Consider the following 19,704-nt stretch of genomic DNA (forward strand, 5'->3'; position numbering starts at 1 on the left):
TGTCAACGATATAATCGCCATCGCTTTACGCCGGGCCTGTGCTTGCACTAACCGGACGAACCGCTCGGTCACGCCGACCCGCAACGAGGTTTTGACATGAAACTGCCGCGCCGCTTCTTCCAGCCGCTCGCCGCCGGCGCGCCCGAGCCCTTCCGCGAGCTGCCGGTGCGGCTGGAGCGGATGATCCACTTCGTGCCGCCCCACAACGACAAGGTCCGCGCCCGCGTGCCGGAGCTCGCGCCGACCGTCGACGTCGTGCTCGGCAACTTGGAGGACGCGGTGCCGATGGACCAGAAGGAGGCGGCCCGGAAGGGCTTCGTCCAGATGGCGCAGGCGACCGACTTCGCGGCGACCGGCACCGGGCTGTGGAGCCGCATCAATGCGTTGAACTCGCCGTGGTTTCTCGACGACCTGTTCGAGCTCGTGGCCGAAGTCGGCTCGAAGCTCGACGTGGTGATGATCCCCAAGGTCGAGGGCCCGTGGGACATCCACTACGTCGACCAGCTCCTCGCCCAGCTCGAGGCGCGCCACGGCGTGACGAAGCCGATCCTGATCCACGCGATCCTCGAGACGGCCGAAGGCGTCGCAAACGTCGACGCCATCGCCTGCGCGTCGCCCCGCATGCACGGAATGAGCCTCGGCCCCGCCGACCTGGCGGCGTCCCGCGGCATGAAGACCACCCGCGTCGGCGGCGGCCATCCGGAATACCGGGTGATCGCCGACCCGACGGCTGAGGGCGTCGCCCGCGCCAGCGCGCAGCAGGATCTCTGGCACTACACCATCGCGAAAATGGTCGACGCCTGCATGGCCAACGGCATCAAGGCCTTCTACGGCCCGTTCGGCGACTTCTCCGACGGCCCGGCCTGCGAGGTCCAGTTCCGCAACGCCTTCCTCATGGGCTGCGCCGGCGCCTGGACGCTGCACCCGAACCAGGTCGCCATCGCCAAGCGCGTCTTCGCCCCCGATCCGGACGAGGTGGCCTTCGCCGCCCGCATCGTCGCGGCGATGCCCGACGGCACCGGCGCGGTGATGCTCGACGGCAAGATGCAGGACGACGCCACCTGGAAGCAGGCCAAGGTCATCGTCGACCTGGCCAAGCTCGTGGCGGCCAAGGACCCGGAGCTGGCCGCGGTCTACAAGCTCGGCTGATCCCGGGCGCCGCCCGAGCCCGGCCACCGCTTCGGCGGCGCGGCGGCTCTCCGCCGGACCTCATCGGTTCACCCATGAGGCCTGGTGGGCGCCGTCACGATCCGAACCGGGTGCGGTAATCCTGCGGCAGCGTAGCGACGAGCCGCAGGAAGCTGCGGCGCATCGTTTCCTCCGAACCGAAGCCGCAGGCCTGCGCGATGCGCTTCACCGGGCGCCGCGTCTCGGACAACGCCCGCTGCGCCGCCTCCACCCGCAGCCGCTCGACCCCCTTGGCCGGCGTCAGCCCGGTCGCCGCACGGTAGTGGCGCCCGAGGCTGCGCTCGCTCATGCCCGCCGCCGCCGCGAGCGCCGGCAGCGAGAGGTCGCCGGCCAGGTTCTCCCGGATCCAGGCATGGAGGGCGTCGAAGCGGTCGTCGCCGGCCTGGAGCGCGAGCGCCGCGCTGAACTGCGCCTGCCCGCCCGGCCGCTTGAGGAACATCACGAGATGGCGCGCGACCCCGAGCGCCAGGGGGCGGCCGAGGTCCTGTTCCACCAGCGCCAGCGCCAGGTCGATGCCCGCGGTGATCCCCGCCGAGGACCAGACCGGGCCGTCCTGCACGAAGATCGGGTCCGGCTCGACGCGTGCCAGCGGATAGCGTTTCGCGAGCCGCGCGCAATGGGCCCAGTGCGTTGCCGCCCGGCGCCCGTCGAGGAGCCCCGCGGCCCCGAGCAGGAAGGCGCCGGTGCAGACCGAGGCGACCCGGCGCGCCCGCGCCGCCCGCGCCCGCATCCAGTCGACGAGGTCCGCGTCGGCGCAGGCCGCCACGACGCCGGGGCCGCCGGCCACGATCAGCGTGTCGAGGGGGGCGTCGCGGTCGGGCGGCGGGTCGACCGCGAGCCGCAGGCCCGCCGACGAGGTCGGCGCGCAATCGCCCCAGCCGACCACCCGCGGCGCGTAGGGCCTCGCGCCCCGCGCCTGCTCGTTGGCGGTCGCGAAGACCTGCAGCGGCCCGGCCACGTCGAGGAGCTGCACCGACGGGAAGGCCAGCACCTCGACGATGCGGGGCGCCCCCGTCGGCGCAGACTTGCCGGAAGAGTTTGGCTGGAAACGAGGGTCATCTGGCATCCTGGCCAGATCGTGCGGGATTAAGGCTCGCCTGTCCACCACGGAGACCCGCCATGATCCCGCCCGAGACCCACCTGCAGATCGGTTCCCTCCTGTTCGAGGGGCTGGACCAGATCGACCTCACCGGCCCCTTCGAGGTGCTGTCCCGCATCCCGAACGCGACCTACCGGATCTACGCGCCGACCGCCGAGAGCGTGCGCGACATCAGCGGCCTGCGGCTCACCCCCGACGCGGCCCTGGCCGACGCGCCCCAGCTCGACGTGCTGCACGTGCCCGGCGGCTTCGGCCAGGAGGCCCTGATGCGCGACGAGGCCGTGCTCGGCTGGATCCGCAGGCAGGCGGAGGGGGCCGGGCACGTCTTCTCGGTGTGCACCGGCGCGCTCCTCCTCGGCGGCGCCGCGCTGCTCAGGGGGCGCCGGGCGACGACGCACTGGAGCGCCTTCGCGCTGCTGCCGTATTTCGGCGCGCAGCCCGTCGACCGGCGTGTCGTGGTCGACGGGACCTGGGTGTTCGCGGCCGGCGTCACCGCCGGGATCGACGGCGCGCTGCGGCTTGCGGCCGAATTGCGCGGCATCGAGGTCGCCCAGGCGATCCAGCTCGGCATGGAATACGCCCCCGAGCCGCCCTTCGACAGCGGCACGCCGCGGACCGCCCCGGCCGCGATCCTGGAGCGGGCGCGCTCCGCCGTCGCCGAGATCACCGCGCGGCGGGAGGCCACCGCGCGCGGGATCGCCGCCGACCTCGGGATCGCTTTGCCCGCCGGCTAGGAGCCGGACGCGGACGCTTCGCTCGCGCGCCGGAACCCGGTGACAAGCCCGTCATCCGCGCCTATCTGGTCCGTCATGATGGATCAGGCCATGACCGACGCGCGACCGACCGAAACGAGACTGCGCATCGCGAAATTCGGGATCGGCGCCGTGGTGCGCCACCGGATCTACCCGTTCCGCGGCATCGTCTTCGATGTCGACCCGGTGTTCGACAACACCGAGGATTGGTGGCTGGCGATTCCCGAGGAGGCGCGTCCGCGCAAGGACCAGCCGTTCTACCACCTGCTCGCCGAGAACGCCGAGACCGAGTACGTCGCCTACGTGTCCGAGCAGAACCTGGTGCCCGACACCTCGGGGGAGAGCCTGCGCCACGCCGGCATCCCCGAGATGTTCGAGCGCGACCCCGGCGGCACCTACCGGATGCGCGACCGCACCGCGAACTGATCCTTTGCCACTTGGCGTTGCGACTGCTCCGGCGGCCGCGCCGACTACGCGCCGGTGACGTCGGCGCTCAGGCTCCGCCCGATTCCGGCCGCCTCCATCCGCGCCCAGGCGGCGGCGAGCGAGCCGTCCCGGTCGATCGCCCGCGTCGCGTCCGCGACCACCACGGCCTCGAACCCCGCCGCGCGCGCGTCGAGCGCGCTCCAGGCGACGCAATAGTCGGTGGCGAGCCCGCACAGCACCACGCGCCCGACGCCGCGCTCGCGCAGGTAGCCGGCGAGCCCCGTCCGCGTCCCGTCGGCCTCGACGAAGGCCGAATAGCTGTCGACGCCCGGGTTCAGGCCCTTTCGCAGGACGAGGGCGGCGCCGGGCAGGTCGAGGCCGGGGGCGAGCGACGCGCCGGCGCGTCCCTGCACGCAATGGTCCGGCCACAGCACCTGCTCGCCGTAGGCGAGCCGCACCGTCTCGAACGGCGCCCGGCCCGGATGCGCGCTCGCGAACGAGGCGTGCCCGGGCGGGTGCCAGTCCTGCGTCAGCACCAGGGTCGCGAAGCGCGCGGCCAGCGCCCGGATCGGCGCCACGACGGCGTCGCCGTCGGGCACCGCCAGCGCGCCGCCGGGCAGGAAGTCGCCCTGCACGTCGACGACGAGCAGGGCGTCGGCCGCGCCGACCCTCACGGGCGGCCTCCGGAGCGCGAGGGACGAACGATCGAGACCGCGATCCTCCGATCCGATGATCCCCGGATCGTTGCCGATCCTCGGATCACGGCACCATCACCGTCGAGCCCGTGGTCTCGCGGCCGGCCAGATCCCGGTGGACCTGCTGGGCTTCCGCGAGCTTGTAGGTGCGGTTGACCGGGATCTTCACCGCGCCGCTCTGCACCACCGAGAACAGGTTCTTGGCCATCTCCGCCAGGATCTCCGGCCGGCTCGCGTAGGTGAACAGCGTCGGACGCGTGACGTAGAGCGAGCCCTTGGCCGCGAGCAGCCCGAGGTCGAGGGCCTTGATCGGACCGGAGGCCGAGCCGAAGCTCGCGAGCAGGCCGAGCGGCGCCAGCGAATCGAGCGAGCCCGCCAGGGTGTCCTGGCCGACGCCGTCGTAGACCACCGGAACGCCCTTGCCGCCGGTGATCTCGCGGACGCGGGCCGCCACGTCCTCCTCGCGGTAGAGGATGACGTGGTCGCAGCCGTGGGCGCGGGCGAGGTCCGCCTTCTCGGCCGAGCCGGCGGTGCCGATCACGGTGGCGCCGAGGTGCTTCGCCCACTGGCAGGCGATCAGGCCGACGCCGCCGGCGGCCGCGTGCCACAGGATCGTGTCGCCGGGCTTCACCGCGTAGGTCCGGTGCAGCAGGTACTCGGCGGTGAGCCCCTTCAGCATCATGCCGGCGGCGGTCGAGTCGTCGATCCCGTCCGGCACGTGCACGGCGGCCGAGGCCGCGATCAGCGGCTCCTCGGCATAGGTGCCCTCCCCCGATCCGGTGGCGACCCGGTCGCCGACCGAGAACCCGGTCACGCCCTCGCCGACCGCGGTCACCGTCCCGGCGACCTCCTTGCCCGGCGTGAACGGCAGCTGCGCCGCCTTGTAGGCGCCGGAGCGGAAGTAGATGTCGATGAAGTTGACGCCGATCGCGCCGGCGCGGATGCGGATCTGGCCGGGGCCGGGCTGAGGCGTCGGCACGTCCTCGTAGGCCATCACTTCGGGGCCGCCGTAATCCTGAACGCGTATCGCCTTCGGCATCGTCTCGTCCTCGCGTGAGATCGTTCACGGCGAGATAAGGGATCGGACGCTTGGCGCAATGGCCTACGTGGGACAGGCAGGGCCATCGCTTGACAGCGCCGGCCCTATTTTTCCGACGGCCTCAATCGCCGACGCCCGCGTCCGCGGGCTTGGGCGTGGGCTTTCGCTTCGCTCGACGCCGTACAGGACCAAGGTCCTGAACGGCCCGCTCCGCGGGGGGCGCTTCGCACCCTGGCGGGAAAGACTGTCGGCGTCTCGGCGCACGGGCCGCGACGCGAGGGTTTCGGGTCCTGGAGGAATCGTCGATCCGGTACGGAACGCGAACGGTCCGACCGCCGTTGAGAGCCCCACGTAGTCGAGCGTGCCTTGCAGTGGCCATGTTTCAATCTTAACTGAACCTGAACGAAAGGCTGATTCGTTCAGGCCGTCACGGGAAAGATGGAGGACAGCGATGCTGACCGGACCGTTCCAACGCCTGCCGGGTTCTTCCGAGGGATGGCAGTCCCTCGCTCACGAGCCCTGGCTCCTGCCGATCTCCGACGCGGCCTCCGCACAGGCCTCCGACGTGGCGCTCGCCGTGCGTCGGGCCGCCCGCCCCTTCTGGATCGCCGCCAACGGCCTCGCCCTCGCCCTGGCGCTGCTCCTCGCCGCCGAGACCTCGACGGGCTGGATGAACGGCGGTCAAGCCGTCGCCCCGGTAAAGACCGTCGTCGCCAGCGCGTCCTGATCCGTCAGGCTTCCTCCCGCACCGGCGCGGCGCCTGCCGACGGTGCGCCCTGTGCCGTCCGCAGGGACGCGGCCATGGCCTGGAGCCGGGCCTGCGGGTCGTCGGGCTGGATGACGCCGGCCGACATCACCAGCTTGGCCGCGTCGTCCACGCTCATCCCGACCTCGATGATGTCGGCGCGCGGCAGGTAGAAGAAGAACCCCGTGGTCGGGTTCGGCGCGCAGGGCAGGAACACGCCGACGTAGTCGTTGCGCGCTTCGCCCCCTCCATTTCCCGTTGGCTCTCCCTTGCCGCCGGGCAGCGCCGCCTGGACGTCGGGTGCGGCCGGCGCCGACAGGAACACCACCGACCACGTTCCCTTCACCGGGAACTCGACGAGGCCGACCGTGCGGAACGAGGTTCCGTTGGCGGAGAACAGCGTCTCGAAGATCTGCCGCAGGCCCTTGTACAGCCCCGAGATCACGGGGGTGCGCGCCAGCAGCACCTCGCCGAACTCGATCACGCTGCGCCCCACGAGGTTCGCCGTGAGGAACCCGAGCAGGGTCACCGCGACGAAGGCGATGAGCATGCCGAGCCCTGGGATCGAGAACGGCAGGTAATGGTCGGGCAGGTAGCTCGCCGGCACCAGCGGCTTCACGAACCCGTCGATCAGCGTGATGATCCACCACGTGATGTAGGCGGTGATCGCCAGCGGCCCCGCGACGATGATGCCGGTGAGGAAGTAGGTCCGCAGCCGTCCGCGCGCGCTGACGCGGGGACGGGGGCCGGCGGCGTCCGGCTCGGGCGGCAACTGGGTCGGCGGTCTCACGGAAACCAGGGCAGCCCCCGAAGGCATGATCGCGAAGGCTAAGTCGGCGCGTTGCCGGGCATGGCTCCGGTGCCGTCAGGCCTACTCCCTCCGCCGGCCCGCCTCAAGGCCGATCCCCGTGCGGCGCCGGCGCGGCGCCGCAGGACGTACAGCACCAGTCCGGTGACCGCGAGCAGCGGCATCGCCAGGGCGGCGAGGCAGAAGACGAGGGCGAAGGCCGCGCCGAAGAAGCGCCCGCGATGCACCTCCAGCATGGAATCGGCGATCTGTCGGCCGAGCGGCTTGTCTGAGAAGCGCGACAGCGAGAGGCGGGCGCCGGTCGCGGCGTCGAAGATCGATTCGTTGCGCGCCTTCGGGGCGTCGGCCTCGGCGATCCAACGGATGCGGATCCGCGCCGCGTCCGGCCCCGGCGGCGTCACGGTGGCCAGCGCCGCCGACGCCCCCTCCTGCGCCCGGAACGCAGCCCAGGCCTTGTCGAGGGCCGGCGGGGCGTCCGCGCCCTTGTCCGTCCGCTCCGCGCCCTTGTCCGTCCGCTCCGCGCTCTTGTCCGTCCGCTCCGCGCTCTTGCGCCCGCCCACCCGGTCCGCGCGCGCCTCCGCCGGCTTGTTCGCGCCCTTGACGGCGACCTCCCCCGTGAGGAGCCACGTCGCGGCCGACTTGTACGCGTCGTAGGACCACCACAGCCCCGTCAGCGCGATCACCGCGTAGACCGGCAGCAGCCAGGTGCCGGCGACGGCGTGCAGCGACCAGTAGCGCGGCCGCCCGGGCCGGCGCAGGCTCGGCTTCAGCCAGATCCGCCAGGCGTGGACCTTGGGCCAGCGCAGAACCAGGCCGGTGGCGAGGAACACGAGGAGCGCCAAAGCCGCGGCGCCGGTGATGGTGCGGCCCCAGCCCCTACCCTCTCCGGGCAGCAGCAGCCACCGGTGCAGGCCGCGAATCGTGGCGAAGGTCGCCTCGCCCCGGACCTCGCCGCGCAGGGTGCCGTCGTAGGGGTCGAGGTAGACCGACGGCGCCCGCCCGCCGGGCTTGACGTCGCCGGCTTTGGCGTCGTCGGCGAAGCGCGCCCGCGGGGCCAGCGCGGGGTCGCCGAAGAACGTCAGCGCGCCGACCCTCAGGCCCGGCCGCTCCGCGGAAAGCCGCGCCACCAGCGCCTCCGGCCCGAGAACCGGCCGATCCTGGACCGCGACCTGCGCGCGGTCGGCGTTGGCGAGGTCGAGGATCGCCTCCTCGTAGCTCATCATCGCACCGGTGACGCCGACCAGGGCGAGGACGAGCCCGGCGGTGAGGCCGAGCGCCCAGTGCAGGCGAAACAGGACGGTGCGGAGGGAGACAAACATCGCAGGCGGTACGTCACGGAAACGGCGTGCGGTCAAGTCTTTCGGTAGAAGTCCTGAGTTGTGGAATCTAATTTATTACAATTCGAAAGAGCATCGACTTGTGTTTCTCGGGCCGCGGCGATCGAAAGCCTCGGAACCCTTCGCGCGCCCCGGACAGGACGAATGGCTGTGCCGGATGAAGCGCCGAGGGTCGATTCTCCGACGCCGCGTGTTCGATGATCGGCCCACCGCAGGCCGTCGAGTCGATTGCGCCCTCCGGCGCCCCCGCGTATACGAGGTCATTCCCCTTTTGAACGCGTGAGACGGGACTTTCGGATCGAGCGGTCCGGAGCCTGCGGACCGATGCCCGGCTCCGTCCGTCCCCGCGTCGGTTTTGGAGCCCGTGCGAAACATGACCCAGGGTCCGCTGATGCCCAAGGCGACCGCCGTCTGGCTGGTCGAGAACACCTCGCTCGCCTTCGAGCAGATCGCCGATTTCTGCAAGCTGCACCCGCTCGAGGTGAAGGGCATCGCCGACGGCGAGGTCGCCGCCGGGATCAAGGGCTTCGACCCGATCACCGCCGGCCAGCTCACCCGCGACGAGATCGAGAAGGCGCAGAAGTCGCCGGCCTACAAGCTCAAGGTCGCGGTCTCGAAGGTGAAGCTGCCCGAGGTCAAGCGCACCACCAAGGGTCCGCGCTACACCCCGCTGTCGCGCCGCCAGGACCGACCGAACGCGATCCTCTGGCTGCTGCGCAACCACCCCGAGCTGAAGGACGCGCAGGTGATCCGGCTCGTCGGCACCACCAAGTCGACGATCCAGCAGATCCGCGAGCGCTCGCACTGGAACTCCGGCTCGCTGCAGCCGATGGACCCGGTGACGCTGGGGCTCTGCACCCAGATCGACCTCGACTTCGAGGTCCAGCGCGCCGCCAAGGACCGTCCCGCGGCGCTGGCCGCCGATTCGGGCGCCTCGCTGCTGCCGACCGAGGTCTCCACCCGCGAGGAGGCGCCCGAGGCCGACGAGCACCGCCACGGCGGTCGCGAGGAGCGGATCAACGCCGATTCGGTGTTCGCCAAGCTCAAGGGCGTCCGCCCGGCGGACGACGACGAGGACTGATGTCTTCGCGGTCTCCCAAGTCTTCGGACCGACGCTGCGGGCCTGCTTCGAAGGAAGCGGGCCCGTTCTGCGTCGACACCCGTTTCTGTTGAACTTCCGGGCCCGTTGCTGTAGAGAGCCGGCGTCCTTCCAGGCCGACCGCACGCGCGTGTTTCAGTGTTGCGCGGCGCCGCCCCGGGACGACCGCCCTCGGACACCGTACGAACGCGTCGGCAAGCCGATCCCATTTTCGGATCGGTCGCTCCTCGATCCGGAGCGGCAGCGGCAACGGGGGCGTTCGCAACACGAGCCGCCGACGTGAGGGCATCCCCGAGGGAGCCCGTTCAGGAGACAGAATGACTGCTGGTACCGCTCTGCAGCGCGACACCTACCGCGACGACTTCGCGGCGCTGCTCGAGGAATCGTTCCTCCAACACGAGATCACCGAAGGCTCCGTCGTCAAGGGTCGCGTCGTCGCGATCGAGAAGGACGTCGCGGTCATCGACATCGGCGCCAAGACCGAGGGTCGCGTCGCCCTCAAGGAATTCAACGGCCCCGGCCGCGAGGGCGAGCTCGCCGTCGGCGACGAGGTCGAGGTCTACGTCGACCGCATCGAGAACGCGCTCGGCGAAGCCGTCATCTCGCGCGACAAGGCGCGCCGCGAGGAGTCGTGGGTCAAGCTCGAGAAGGCCTTCGAGGCCAACGAGCGCGTCTCCGGCACGATCTTCAACCAGGTCAAGGGTGGCTACACCGTCGACCTCGACGGCGCCGTGGCGTTCCTGCCGCGCTCCCAGGTCGACATCCGCCCGGTGCGCGACGTGACGCCCCTGCTCGGCACCCCGCAGCCGTTCCAGATCCTCAAGATGGATCGCCGCCGCGGCAACATCGTCGTCTCGCGCCGCACGGTGCTGGAGGAGAGCCGCGCCGAGCAGCGCTCCGAGCTCGTGGCCAACCTCGAAGAGGGTCAGGTCATCGACGGCGTCGTCAAGAACATCACCGAGTACGGCGCCTTCGTGGATCTGGGCGGCATCGACGGCCTGCTCCACGTCACCGACATGGCGTGGCGCCGCGTGAACCACCCGTCCGAGGTCGTGACCATCGGCCAGACGGTCAAGGTCAAGATCATCAAGATCAACCACGAGACCCACCGCATCTCGCTCGGCATCAAGCAGCTGCTCGCCGATCCGTGGGAGGGCATCGCCCAGCGCTACCCGGTCGACGCCAAGCTCAAGGGCCGCGTCACCAACATCACCGACTACGGCGCCTTCGTGGAGCTGGAGCCGGGGATCGAGGGCCTGATCCACGTCTCCGAGATGAGCTGGACCAAGAAGAACGTCCACCCCGGCAAGATCGTCTCCACCTCGCAGGAAGTGGAAGTGCAGATCCTCGAGGTCGACCCCGTCAAGCGCCGCATCTCGCTCGGCCTCAAGCAGACCCTGCAGAACCCGTGGGAGGCCTTCAACGAGAAGCACCCCGTCGGCTCCGAGGTCGAGGGCGAGGTCAAGAACAAGACCGAGTTCGGCCTGTTCATCGGCCTGGAAGGCGACGTCGACGGCATGGTCCACCTGTCGGACCTCGACTGGAACCGTCCCGGCGAGCAGGTGATCGAGGAGTTCAAGAAGGGCGACATGGTCAAGGCGCAGGTTCTCGACGTCGACGTCGAGAAGGAGCGCATCTCGCTCGGCATCAAGCAGATCGGCGGGGACCCCTTCGCCGAGGCCGGCGACGTCAAAAAGGGCCAGATCGTCACCTGCGAGGTCGTCGAGGTGAAAGATTCGGGCATCGAGGTGAAGATCGTCGACACCGACATGCAGAGCTTCATCCGTCGCGCCGAGCTCGCCCGCGACCGCGGCGACCAGCGCCCCGAGCGCTTCGCCGCCGGCGAGAAGTTCGACGCCCGCGTCATCCAGTTCGACCGCAAGGCGCGCCGCGTCCAGCTATCGATCAAGGCGCTGGAAGTCGCCGAGGAGAAGGAGGCGATGGCCCAGTTCGGCTCGGCCGATTCGGGTGCCTCGCTCGGCGACATCCTCGGCGCGGCCTTCAAGAAGGCCCGCACCAGCGACGACGTCGAAGAGAAGTAGTCCGGTCCTCGCCGGCCGCCCGGGTTCCGCCCGGGCGGCCGGCGGGCCCATTCGATCCGAGGCCCGCGCCGGACACCCGTCCGGCGCGGGCCTTTCTTTTTGGCGGTCTCGTGCCCTCGGCAGCGTGACCGTTTTCAGGGCCTGCACGGATTCGGTCGGCCATGACGGGTGCAGCGCAACCTTAAGGCGATGCGGTTTTGGTTCCCCGCGCCCCTTGCCGGTCCGTGTCCGGCAGGGCTAGAACACCGCTCGCGGGCAACGGCCCGGCGCCCACGAGTTCAAGCCTGCCAAGGACTTGGTCTGTACCGACGCGTGCGGTGCGGATCGTGCCGCGGCACGCGGGCCTCGTGCGCCCTGCCCCGGACATCGGTCTGCGGGTGGGCTGAGAACCGGCCGGCCGCGAGGCCGGGACCGCCAGGGAGCAGACCAGCGCATGGCAGCCGACGCCGAACTCCTGATCGACCGGCGGCGGTTGCGCCGCAAGCTGTCCGTGTGGCGCGTGGTCGGCATCGGCGGCCTCGTCGTCGCCGTCGGCGCGGTCGGCCTGCGGGTCCGCGCCGGCACCGAGGGCGGCCTGTTCGGCGCGGTGAAGCCGCAGATCGCCCGGATCTCGATCTCGGGCTTCATCTCCGGCAGCGAGGCCACCGCCAAGCTGATGAAGCGGGTCGGCGAATCCGCCGCCGTCGAGGGCGTGGTGGTCTCGATCAACTCGCCCGGGGGCACCACCACCGGCTCCGAGGAGCTGTTCCGCAACCTGCGGGCGCTCGCCGAGAAGAAGCCGATCGTCGCCTTCGTCGACGGCACCGCGGCTTCGGGCGCCTACATCACCGCGATCGCCGCCGACCACATCGTCGCGCGCGAGACGTCGCTCGTCGGCTCGATCGGCGTGCTGTTCCAGTATCCGGACGTGTCGGGGCTGCTCGACAAGGTCGGCGTGAAGGTCGAGTCGGTGAAGTCCTCGCCGCTCAAGGCCGAGCCGTCGGGCTTCACCCCGACCTCGCCCGAGGCGCGGGCCGCCCTCGCGGCGGTGGTCGGCGACACCTATGCCTGGTTCAAGAACCTCGTGGCCGAGCGGCGCGGGATGGACGGTGCCCAGGTCGCCACGGTCTCCGACGGCCGGGTGTTCAGCGGCCGCCAGAGCGTGCCGCTGAAGCTCGTGGACGAGCTCGGTAGCGAGCGGCAGGCGATCGCGTGGCTCGAGACCGCGCGCAAGGTGCCCAAGGACCTGCCGGTGACCGACTGGAAGCCCGCCTCCAACCAGGGCTTCGGCCTGTTCTCGGCGCTTGGATTCGGGGCCGACCTCCTCGGGTTCGAGGGCCTGTCCGCGCGGCTGGCCGAGGCCGGCGCCGAGGCGGGGGCCGTCACCCAGGGCGGCATGCTCGTGCTGTGGCGCCCGAGCCCGTCCGCCGCGCCCTGATTCGGTGCGATCCACCAGGATTCGCACCCCGGAACTTCGAGAAGACCAGACGCCATGATCAAGTCGGAGCTCGTCATCAAGATCGCCGAGCAGAACCCGCACCTCTACCAGCGGGACGTCGAGACGCTGGTCAACGCGATCCTCGACACGATCGCCGACGCGCTGGCACGGGGCGACCGGGTCGAGCTGCGCGGCTTCGGTGCGTTCTCGGTGAAGCGCCGGGATGCGCGCCGCGGGCGCAACCCGCGCACGGGTGCGGCCGTTGCCGTGTCGGAAAAGGCCATCCCCGTGTTCAAGACCGGCAAGGAGATGCGCCTGCGCCTCAACGCGGCCGGGATCGGCGAGAGCCAGTCCGCGGCCGAGTAGGGTCCTTCGCGAGACATCGCGGCGGATCGGCCGGTTCGTCTTCCGCGAAGCGGGCCAAGCGCGACGGCGCGTCGCCGCCGGTGGGGCGGATCGCGGATGTCCTCCCGGACCATCCGCGGCACAGTAAGAACGGTTCGGAGAGATCGATGGTCCGCTTCCTCAAGAGTTTGGTGCTGCTGCCCATCGCGATCCTGGTGATCTTGGTCGCGGTCGCCAACCGTGATCCCGTGCGGCTCTCCCTGGACCCGTTCTCGCCCGATCCGGTGTTCAGCGTGATGCTGCCGCTCTACGCCATCCTGTTCGGGGCGGTGGCGCTCGGCATCGTCGTCGGCGGCATCTTCACCTGGCTCGGGCAGGGCAAGGCCCGCCGCCAGGTCCGCCACCGCGGCCGCGAGATCCGCCGCCTCGAAGGCGAGACCGAGCGGCTCAAGGCCTACGCCCCGCCGGAGCCCGGCACCGGCCTGACGCTGCCGGGACGGACCGCGCTGCCGGCCCCGCGCTGACGCGACCGGGTCTCGAAGCGCCAGCCATGTCGATTCGCGTCAAGATTTGCGGCCTGAGCACGCCCGAGACCATGGCCGCCGCCCTGGAGGCCGGCGCCGACTGGATCGGCCTCGTGCGGTTTCCCAAAAGTCCGCGCCATGTCGACCTCGACGCGGCCCGCACCCTGTCCGCTCAGGCGCGCGGCCGGGCCGAGCGGGTCGTCCTGCTGGTCGACCCCGACGACGCCGCGCTCGACGCCGCGCTGGAGGCGATCGATCCCGACCTGATCCAGCTGCACGGCGTCGAGACGCCGGAGCGCGTCGCCGCGATCCGCCGGCGCGCCGGCCGCCCGGTGATGAAGGCGCTGGGCGTCGCGAGCCGGGCCGACCTCGACCGGATTTCGGCCTTCGCCGCCGCCGACCGCCTGCTCCTCGACGCCAAGCCGCCCTCCGGCGCCGTGCTTCCCGGCGGCAACGGCCGCCCCTTCGACTGGACCCTGCTCGACGGCGCGGACCTCCCCTCCGGCTGGATGCTGTCGGGCGGCCTCGACCCGTTGAGCGTCGCCGCGGCGCTCGCCCGCACCGGGGCGACCGCGGTCGACGTCTCCTCGGGCGTCGAGTCGGCGCCGGGCGTGAAGGACCCGGACCGCATCGCCGCCTTCGTCAGGGCGGCCCGCGCCGCCGGCTGAGCCGGGTCATACCAAATCCGGTCGATCCCTTCGGGATGGCGGATTTGGGCTTCGCTCAGGCGCCGCGCGGGCTTGCCTGACCCGGCCTCCGCTTTGAGCAAGCGGAGGCCGGGTCAGCCCGTTCGCAGGTCGGCGAGGGCTCGCCGCTGCCGCCCGTCTTCGAAGAAGTTCTCCGGGGCGAGCCAGGCCCGGAACGCCGCCCTCACCCGCGGCCATTCGGCCTCGGTGACCGAGAACCAGGCGGTGTCGCGGGAGCGCCCCTTCACCACGACGGCGTTGCGGAAGACGCCCTCGAAGGTGAAGCCGTAGCGCAGGGCCGCCGCGCGCGAGGGCGCGTTGAGGGCGTCGCACTTCCACTCGTAGCGGCGGTAGCCGAGCTCGTCGAAGGCGCGGGCCATCATCAGGGCCATCGCCTCGGTCGCGGCCGGCCGCCGCGCCAGGGCGGGCGAGAAGTGCAGGTGCCCGACCTCGATGACGCCGTTGGCCGGATCGATGCGCAGGTACGATGCGAGGCCGACCGCCCGGCCGGTCTGCCCGTCGACGATCGCTTGGAACAGCGGGTCGGCGCCGGCCGCCATCGCCGCCAGCTCGGCCCGGTAGGCGCCTTCCGTCTCCGGCAGGGTGCCGCCGAGATAGGTCCAGCTCCGCCGGTCGGGGGCCGCCGAGAAGGCGGAAAACAGGTCGGCCGCATGGCGCTCCGCATCCAGCGGCTCGACACGGCAGGTGCGTCCCTGCATCGCCGTGCGCGGCGGAAGCGGGCGCGGGCGCCAATCCGGCAGGGCCGGCCCGATCGGCTGGCCGAAGTCGTTCTCGCGCGCGCTCATCGTCCGCTCCGTGCCTGCACCAGGGCCGCCATCTCTTCAGCCATGCCGTCCCCGTCGCCCGCGGCGCGAAATCCCGCGACCACGCCATCGCGGTCGGCCGCCGGCCGGTTCTGGCTGACCTTCCACTTGCCCACGATCTGCGCCACGGGAATCTCGATCCCGACGATGCCCTTGAGCTGCGCGTCGGTGAAGGCCCGCGGTGCGTCGTCGACCGCCCAGGGTTCGGGCCGTCCCGCCTCGCGCAGGTCCGTGAGGTCGGCGATCTGGCGCCGGAGCCAGGCCGCATCCTCGATCACCCGCGGTCGCCCCCGAGCGTGGACCGTGGCGTAGTTCCAGGTCGGCACCACCTTCCCGGTCTCGCGCTTGGTCGCGTACCAGGACGGTGTGACGTAGCCCTGCGGACCCTGGAACACCACGAGGCATTCCGCGACCTGCGCCAGCTCGCGCCAGTGCGGGTTGGCCCGCGCCAGGTGCGCGCGCAGCGTCCCCCGCTCGGAGGCCTGCCCGTCGATCAGGAACGGGATCGGGTTCGCCATCAGGCCCCCCGGCCCGGCGGTGACGAGGAGCCCGAGGGGGTGGGCGCGGATCAGGGCGTGCTGCGCCCCGAGGTCGTCCTCCCTGAAATGCGGCGGCTGGTACATCGCGGCGCTCCCGACCAGTGGAGGCCTGGGCTTGACCGATCGCCGGTCCAGGCAAAAGATCCGGTTTCACGCAAACGACTGGACCACTTCGTGCCCGAAGCCCACGGTGCCAGGCCCGTCGAGACCCACCCACGCGGAGAGGGCGGCCTGCCCCTCGTCCTCGATCTCGCCCACGGGGCGGCGACGCCCCTGCACGTGCGGATCGGCGACGCGCTGCGCCGCGCGATCCTGGAGCGTCGCATCGCCCGCGGCGCCCGCCTCCCCGGCTCGCGGGCGTTGGCCGAGGACCTCGGCTGCGCCCGCGGCACGGTGTTGACCGCCTTGGAGCAACTGGTCGCCGAGGGCTATCTCACGGCACATCGCGGCTCCGGCACCCGCGTGGCCGCCACCCTGCCCGACGACACGCTGGCCGTCGCGAAAGCCCCCGACGCCGCGCCTACAGCTTCGGCGCCCTCTCCGCCTCCGCCGGCCCTGTCGCGACGCGGGACGGCCCTGATGGCGTCGTCGGCGCGGGTTTGGTTCTCGGCGCCGGTGGCGCCGAACGCCTTCGCCCTCGGGCGCCCGGCCGCCGACGCGTTCCCCTACGCGACCTTCGGGCGCCTGCTCCAGACCGAGTGGCGCGACGGCGCCCCGCCGCCTTATCCCCTCGGCGATCCGCGGCTGCGCGCCGCCACCGCCGCCTACCTCGCCGCCACACGCGGCGTCGCCTGCACGGCCGACGCGGTGATCGTCACCGCCGGCATCCGCCAGAGCTTGCGGCTGCTGGCGCAACTGCTGCTCGATCCGGGCGAGACGGCGCTGGTCGAAGATCCGGGGTTTCCCGGCATCGCCCTGGCGCTGGCGGAAGCGGGCCTGCGCCCTGTGCCCGTGCCGGTCGGACCCGGCGGCCTCGCGATCGACCGGGCCGGGGCCGCACTGGGCGCGCGCCTCGCCGTGGTGACGCCGGCGCATCACTATCCGCTGGGCCACGCCATGAGCCTGGAGAACCGGCTGGCGCTGCTCGCCTGGGCCGAGGCGGCGAACGCCTGGATCGTCGAGGACGATTACGGCGGCGAGTACCGCTATGCCGGCCGGCCGCTGCCGCCGCTGCGCGCCCTCGACCGGACCGGACGGGTGATCTACGCCGGCAGCTTCTCCAAGGTGCTGCTGCCGGCGCTGCAGCTGAGCTACCTCGTGCTGCCGCAGGGGCTCGCCGGACCGGTCCAGCGGGCGCTGGCGGAGACCGGCCCGGCGCCCTCCGGCCTCGGCCAGGGGGCGCTCGCCCGCTTCATCGACGAGGGCCATCTCGGCCGCCACCTGCGCCGCACGCGAAAGCTCCATGCCGGGCGGCAGGCCGCCCTGCTGGCGGCCGCCCGCGACCGGGCCGCCGGCCTGCTCGACGTCGCGCCGCTGGAGGGCGGGATGCACCTCGTCGCCCGCCCGGGGCCGGACTGGCCGTCCCGCCTCGGCGATGTCGCGGCCGTGGCCGCCCTGGCGCAGGCCGGCATCGCGGCCGTGGCGCTCTCGGCCTACCATGCCGACCCGGGCAACGCCGCCCCGGGCCTCCTCCTCGGCTACGCCGCCGTGCCCGAGCGCGCCATCGCGCCGGCGGTGACGCGCATGGCGACGACCTTGCGGGCCGCCGGCGGGGGCTGATGCGCGGGTTCCACAAGGCCGAGGCTCAGAGCACGATCCTGCAAACCGGGGATCGGGCTTCCCGGCCGGCGACGGCTTCAGCCGATTGAAGTGACGGATGTGGTCCGCCGGCTCAGGCCGCCGCCTCGGCTCTCACCGGCTGCGGCCCGGCGCGGTAGGCGGCGGACGCCTCCTCCGTGCGCCAGCAGGCGGCCAGGTGCCCGCCGCCGACTTCGACCGAGGGCGGGGTCTCGCGGCACTTGTCGATCGCGAGGAAGCAGCGCGGGGCGAACGGGCAGCCGGCGGGGCGGTTGGCGAGGTCCGGCGGGCTCCCCGGGATCGTCTGCAGCCGTGCGCGCTTTCCGTCGACTTCCTTGGCCAGCGCCCCCTCCGCGCGGCTGCGCAGCAGGCCGATCGTGTAGGGGTGGTGGGGATCGAGCACCACTTGGTGCGCGGTGCCGGTCTCGACGATGCGGCCGGCATACATCACCGAGATCCGGTCGGCGACCTCGACCGCCGCGCCGAGGTCGTGCGTCACCAAGATGATCGACAGGCCGAGGTCGCGCTGCAGCTCGCGCAGCAGCAGCAGGATCTGGATCTGCACCGTGGCGTCGAGCGCGGTGGTCGGCTCGTCGGCGAGCAGCACCTGCGGCCGGCAGGCGAGCGCGAGCGCGATCATCGCGCGCTGGCGCATGCCGCCCGACATCTCGTGCGGGTAGGCGTCGAGGCGCCGTTCCGGGCTCGGGATGCGGACGCGCTCGAACAGCGCGAGCGCCCGCTGCCGGGCGCCGGCCGCGTCGATCTTCTCGTGCCGGCGGATCGCTTCCGTGATCTGTCGCCCGACGGTGTAGACCGGGTCGAAGGCGAGCAGCGGCTCCTGGAAGATCATCGCGGCGACGTGCCCGCGGAAATCCGCCAGCTCGCGCTTCGACAGGGCGAGCACGTCGCGGCCCGCCACCGCGATCTTGCCGCGGGTGCGGCTGCGGCCTTCCGGGAAGAGGCGCAGGATCGCGCGCAGGGTCACGCTCTTGCCCGAGCCCGACTCGCCGATCAGCGCCATGGCCTGGCCGCGCTCGAGCCGGAGGTCGACGCCGTCGACCACCTCGACCTTGCCGAAGCCGACCTTGAGGTCGACGAGCTCGACGGCGGGGGCGTTCGGATTCGCGCTCATGGGTCCGCTCATGCCGCCACCTGCTCGGCGGCGGGCGCGAGGGAATGGCCCGAGCCCGGCTGACGCGCGAGGCAGGCGGCCTGGTGCAGCGGCGCGATCGGGGCGAGCGGCGGCGTCGCCTGGGAGCAGACCGGCTCGGCGAGGCGGCAGCGCGGATGGAAGCGGCAGCCGTCGGGCGGGTCGATCGGGTTCGGCGGGTCGCCGGTGAGCAGGGCGGCCTGCGTACGGTTGTCGGGATCGAGCGACGGCATCGAGGCGAGCAGCGCCTGGGTGTAGGGGTGGGCGGGCTCGGCCAGCACCGTGTCCGAGGGGCCGAGCTCCGCGACGCGTCCGAGATACATCACCATCACCCGGTCGCAGATGAAGCGCACCACGTTGAGGTCGTGGCTGATGAACAGGTAGGTCAGCCCGAACTCCGCCTTGAGGTCGAGGAGCAGGTTGAGCACCTGCGCCTCCACCGACTTGTCGAGGGCCGAGACCGCCTCGTCGAGGAGGATCAGCCGCGGCTCGAGCGCCAGGGCGCGGGCGATGTTGACCCGCTGGCGCTGGCCGCCGGACAGCTCGTGCGGGTAGCGCCCGGCGAAGCGTTTCGGCTCCAGGCCGACGCGGGCGAGGAGCCCGCGGGCGCGCTCGATCGCCTCGCGGCTGCCGACCCCGTTGACCGTCGGCCCGAAGGCGATCGAGGCCTCCACCGTCATCCGCGGGTTGAGCGAGGCGTAGCTGTCCTGGAACACCATCTGCACCTGGCGGCGATAGGTCCGCCACGGCATCGCGCGGGAGCCCACCGCCTCGCCGTCGAACAGCATCTCGCCCTGGTCGCGCTCGATCAGCCCCATCAGGAGCTTGGCCGTCGTCGACTTGCCGCAGCCGGATTCGCCGACGATCCCGAGGGTCTCGCCCTTCAAGGCCTGGAAGTCGACGCCGTCGACGGCGCGCACGACCGACTTCTTGCCCCCGACGCCCTTGCGCACGGGGAAGTGCTTGACGAGGCCCGAGACCGACAGGAGCGGCTGGGCCGGGCCGCCGCGGTCGCGCAGGGCCGCGATCGCGAGGTCGGCGGGCTGGACGATGACGCTCATGTCGGCTGCCCTTGATGACGCGGCCAAGGCGACCCGCCGTATGGGCGGTGCTGCTCCCTCTCCCGGGGGGGGAGGGTTGGGGAGAGGGTCGGGGTGAGGGGCGTGCGCCGTCCGGAGAGGTCACGCCCCTCATCCTGTCCTTCTCCCCCTGGGAGAAGGGACCCGCGCTTCGCCCGGTTTCCGTCCCTGAC

General features: G+C 72.0%; 20 protein-coding genes. 11 read left to right on the forward strand and 9 right to left on the reverse strand.

Annotated features, from left to right (window positions below):
* Window positions 1–96 precede the first annotated feature (96 nt).
* Window positions 97–1,149 carry an HpcH/HpaI aldolase/citrate lyase family protein gene (locus tag MFF13_RS13295; RefSeq protein ID WP_147753390.1) on the forward strand — a complete coding sequence of 351 codons (1,053 nt, stop codon included), beginning with the start codon at window positions 97–99 and terminating at the stop codon, window positions 1,147–1,149.
* A 94-nt stretch (window positions 1,150–1,243) separates the two neighbouring features.
* On the opposite strand, the gene MFF13_RS13300 is transcribed toward MFF13_RS13295, so the two are convergent.
* Window positions 1,244–2,254, reverse strand: coding sequence for a GlxA family transcriptional regulator (locus tag MFF13_RS13300; RefSeq protein ID WP_147829516.1), 1,011 nt, complete (start codon window positions 2,252–2,254; stop codon window positions 1,244–1,246).
* A 53-nt stretch (window positions 2,255–2,307) separates the two neighbouring features.
* Here MFF13_RS13300 and MFF13_RS13305 point away from each other — a divergent pair, with 53 nt between their 5' ends.
* Together MFF13_RS13305 and hspQ are read left to right on the forward strand one after the other, a co-directional pair.
* Window positions 2,308–3,021 carry a DJ-1/PfpI family protein gene (locus tag MFF13_RS13305; RefSeq protein WP_238272301.1) on the forward strand — a complete coding sequence of 238 codons (714 nt, stop codon included), beginning with the start codon at window positions 2,308–2,310 and terminating at the stop codon, window positions 3,019–3,021.
* 90 nt (window positions 3,022–3,111) lie between these two features.
* Window positions 3,112–3,465 carry a heat shock protein HspQ gene (hspQ, locus tag MFF13_RS13310; protein WP_147753544.1) on the forward strand — a complete coding sequence of 118 codons (354 nt, stop codon included), beginning with the start codon at window positions 3,112–3,114 and terminating at the stop codon, window positions 3,463–3,465.
* 44 nt (window positions 3,466–3,509) lie between these two features.
* Here the strand turns inward: hspQ and MFF13_RS13315 are convergent, their stop codons facing one another.
* Window positions 3,510–4,139 carry a nicotinamidase gene (locus MFF13_RS13315; RefSeq protein ID WP_147829518.1) on the reverse strand — a complete coding sequence of 210 codons (630 nt, stop codon included), beginning with the start codon at window positions 4,137–4,139 and terminating at the stop codon, window positions 3,510–3,512.
* An 85-nt stretch (window positions 4,140–4,224) separates the two neighbouring features.
* A complete protein-coding gene (locus MFF13_RS13320; protein WP_147763094.1) occupies window positions 4,225–5,199 on the reverse strand; it encodes a quinone oxidoreductase family protein in 975 nt (324 codons plus the stop codon).
* A gap of 451 nt (window positions 5,200–5,650) precedes the next feature.
* On the opposite strand from MFF13_RS13320, the gene MFF13_RS13325 reads away from it, so the two are divergent.
* A complete protein-coding gene (locus tag MFF13_RS13325; protein WP_147753547.1) occupies window positions 5,651–5,926 on the forward strand; it encodes a hypothetical protein in 276 nt (91 codons plus the stop codon).
* Between the two features lie 4 nt (window positions 5,927–5,930).
* On the opposite strand, the gene MFF13_RS13330 is transcribed toward MFF13_RS13325, so the two are convergent.
* Together MFF13_RS13330 and MFF13_RS13335 are read right to left on the reverse strand one after the other, a co-directional pair.
* Complete coding sequence (locus tag MFF13_RS13330) at window positions 5,931–6,743, reverse strand: DUF502 domain-containing protein (protein WP_238272314.1); 813 nt, start codon at window positions 6,741–6,743, stop codon at window positions 5,931–5,933.
* 29 nt (window positions 6,744–6,772) lie between these two features.
* Entirely contained in the window at window positions 6,773–8,071 is a 1,299-nt protein-coding gene (locus MFF13_RS13335) for a PepSY-associated TM helix domain-containing protein (RefSeq protein ID WP_238272302.1), read from the reverse strand.
* Window positions 8,072–8,462: 391 nt separating this feature from the next.
* On the opposite strand from MFF13_RS13335, the gene MFF13_RS13340 reads away from it, so the two are divergent.
* The 6 genes from MFF13_RS13340 to MFF13_RS13365 all read left to right on the forward strand — a co-directional run bounded on the left by MFF13_RS13340 (window position 8,463) and on the right by MFF13_RS13365 (window position 14,184).
* Entirely contained in the window at window positions 8,463–9,170 is a 708-nt protein-coding gene (locus MFF13_RS13340) for a DUF1013 domain-containing protein (RefSeq protein ID WP_147753550.1), read from the forward strand.
* Between the two features lie 335 nt (window positions 9,171–9,505).
* A complete protein-coding gene (gene rpsA / locus MFF13_RS13345) occupies window positions 9,506–11,230 on the forward strand; it encodes a 30S ribosomal protein S1 (RefSeq protein ID WP_147753551.1) in 1,725 nt (574 codons plus the stop codon).
* Between the two features lie 433 nt (window positions 11,231–11,663).
* On the forward strand, window positions 11,664–12,647 hold the full coding sequence (gene sppA, locus MFF13_RS13350; RefSeq protein ID WP_147763098.1) for a signal peptide peptidase SppA: 984 nt from the start codon (window positions 11,664–11,666) through the stop codon (window positions 12,645–12,647).
* A 54-nt stretch (window positions 12,648–12,701) separates the two neighbouring features.
* Window positions 12,702–13,013 (forward strand): integration host factor subunit beta, encoded by a 312-nt coding sequence (gene ihfB, locus MFF13_RS13355; RefSeq protein WP_147753553.1) that lies wholly within the window; start codon window positions 12,702–12,704, stop codon window positions 13,011–13,013.
* Window positions 13,014–13,159: 146 nt separating this feature from the next.
* A complete protein-coding gene (locus MFF13_RS13360) occupies window positions 13,160–13,516 on the forward strand; it encodes a lipopolysaccharide assembly protein LapA domain-containing protein (RefSeq protein ID WP_147753554.1) in 357 nt (118 codons plus the stop codon).
* 26 nt (window positions 13,517–13,542) lie between these two features.
* Window positions 13,543–14,184, forward strand: coding sequence for a phosphoribosylanthranilate isomerase (locus tag MFF13_RS13365; protein WP_147829522.1), 642 nt, complete (start codon window positions 13,543–13,545; stop codon window positions 14,182–14,184).
* Between the two features lie 113 nt (window positions 14,185–14,297).
* On the opposite strand, the gene MFF13_RS13370 is transcribed toward MFF13_RS13365, so the two are convergent.
* Window positions 14,298–15,008, reverse strand: a complete 711-nt coding sequence (locus MFF13_RS13370) for a GNAT family N-acetyltransferase (protein ID WP_238272303.1) — start codon at window positions 15,006–15,008, stop codon at window positions 14,298–14,300.
* A complete protein-coding gene (locus tag MFF13_RS13375; RefSeq protein ID WP_147829526.1) occupies window positions 15,005–15,649 on the reverse strand; it encodes an FMN-binding negative transcriptional regulator in 645 nt (214 codons plus the stop codon). The genes MFF13_RS13370 and MFF13_RS13375 overlap by 4 nt, the downstream gene beginning before the upstream one ends.
* A gap of 90 nt (window positions 15,650–15,739) precedes the next feature.
* Here MFF13_RS13375 and pdxR point away from each other — a divergent pair, with 90 nt between their 5' ends.
* The gene (pdxR, locus tag MFF13_RS13380) at window positions 15,740–17,284 is read left to right on the forward strand and encodes a MocR-like pyridoxine biosynthesis transcription factor PdxR (RefSeq protein WP_238272304.1); all 1,545 of its coding nucleotides are present in this window, start codon (window positions 15,740–15,742) and stop codon (window positions 17,282–17,284) included.
* Window positions 17,285–17,396: 112 nt separating this feature from the next.
* Here the strand turns inward: pdxR and MFF13_RS13385 are convergent, their stop codons facing one another.
* Together MFF13_RS13385 and MFF13_RS13390 are read right to left on the reverse strand one after the other, a co-directional pair.
* Window positions 17,397–18,434: an ABC transporter ATP-binding protein gene (locus MFF13_RS13385; protein ID WP_147829528.1), complete on the reverse strand. Its 1,038-nt coding sequence runs from the start codon at window positions 18,432–18,434 to the stop codon at window positions 17,397–17,399.
* 8 nt (window positions 18,435–18,442) lie between these two features.
* The gene (locus MFF13_RS13390; protein WP_147754746.1) at window positions 18,443–19,513 is read right to left on the reverse strand and encodes an ABC transporter ATP-binding protein; all 1,071 of its coding nucleotides are present in this window, start codon (window positions 19,511–19,513) and stop codon (window positions 18,443–18,445) included.
* Window positions 19,514–19,704 lie beyond the last annotated feature (191 nt).

The organism is Methylobacterium cerastii, from assembly GCF_022179125.1.
In the GTDB taxonomy this organism is placed as follows: domain Bacteria; phylum Pseudomonadota; class Alphaproteobacteria; order Rhizobiales; family Beijerinckiaceae; genus Methylobacterium; species Methylobacterium cerastii.

Bases quoted from the DNA above. Each gene is read 5' to 3' on its own strand.
- MFF13_RS13340 (WP_147753550.1), top strand. From the start codon at position 8,463: ATGACCCAGGGTCCGCTGATGCCCAAGGCGACCGCCGTCTGGCTGGTC.
- MFF13_RS13360 (WP_147753554.1), top strand. From the start codon at position 13,160: ATGGTCCGCTTCCTCAAGAGTTTGGTGCTGCTGCCCATCGCGATCCTG.
- MFF13_RS13385 (WP_147829528.1), bottom strand. From the start codon at position 18,434: ATGAGCGCGAATCCGAACGCCCCCGCCGTCGAGCTCGTCGACCTCAAG.
- rpsA (WP_147753551.1), top strand. From the start codon at position 9,506: ATGACTGCTGGTACCGCTCTGCAGCGCGACACCTACCGCGACGACTTC.
- MFF13_RS13320 (WP_147763094.1), bottom strand. From the start codon at position 5,199: ATGCCGAAGGCGATACGCGTTCAGGATTACGGCGGCCCCGAAGTGATG.
- hspQ (WP_147753544.1), top strand. From the start codon at position 3,112: ATGACCGACGCGCGACCGACCGAAACGAGACTGCGCATCGCGAAATTC.
- ihfB (WP_147753553.1), top strand. From the start codon at position 12,702: ATGATCAAGTCGGAGCTCGTCATCAAGATCGCCGAGCAGAACCCGCAC.
- MFF13_RS13300 (WP_147829516.1), bottom strand. From the start codon at position 2,254: ATGCCAGATGACCCTCGTTTCCAGCCAAACTCTTCCGGCAAGTCTGCG.
- MFF13_RS13305 (WP_238272301.1), top strand. From the start codon at position 2,308: ATGATCCCGCCCGAGACCCACCTGCAGATCGGTTCCCTCCTGTTCGAG.
- MFF13_RS13365 (WP_147829522.1), top strand. From the start codon at position 13,543: ATGTCGATTCGCGTCAAGATTTGCGGCCTGAGCACGCCCGAGACCATG.
- sppA (WP_147763098.1), top strand. From the start codon at position 11,664: ATGGCAGCCGACGCCGAACTCCTGATCGACCGGCGGCGGTTGCGCCGC.
- MFF13_RS13335 (WP_238272302.1), bottom strand. From the start codon at position 8,071: ATGTTTGTCTCCCTCCGCACCGTCCTGTTTCGCCTGCACTGGGCGCTC.
- MFF13_RS13375 (WP_147829526.1), bottom strand. From the start codon at position 15,649: ATGTACCAGCCGCCGCATTTCAGGGAGGACGACCTCGGGGCGCAGCAC.
- MFF13_RS13390 (WP_147754746.1), bottom strand. From the start codon at position 19,513: ATGAGCGTCATCGTCCAGCCCGCCGACCTCGCGATCGCGGCCCTGCGC.
- MFF13_RS13370 (WP_238272303.1), bottom strand. From the start codon at position 15,008: ATGAGCGCGCGCGAGAACGACTTCGGCCAGCCGATCGGGCCGGCCCTG.
- MFF13_RS13295 (WP_147753390.1), top strand. From the start codon at position 97: ATGAAACTGCCGCGCCGCTTCTTCCAGCCGCTCGCCGCCGGCGCGCCC.
- MFF13_RS13325 (WP_147753547.1), top strand. From the start codon at position 5,651: ATGCTGACCGGACCGTTCCAACGCCTGCCGGGTTCTTCCGAGGGATGG.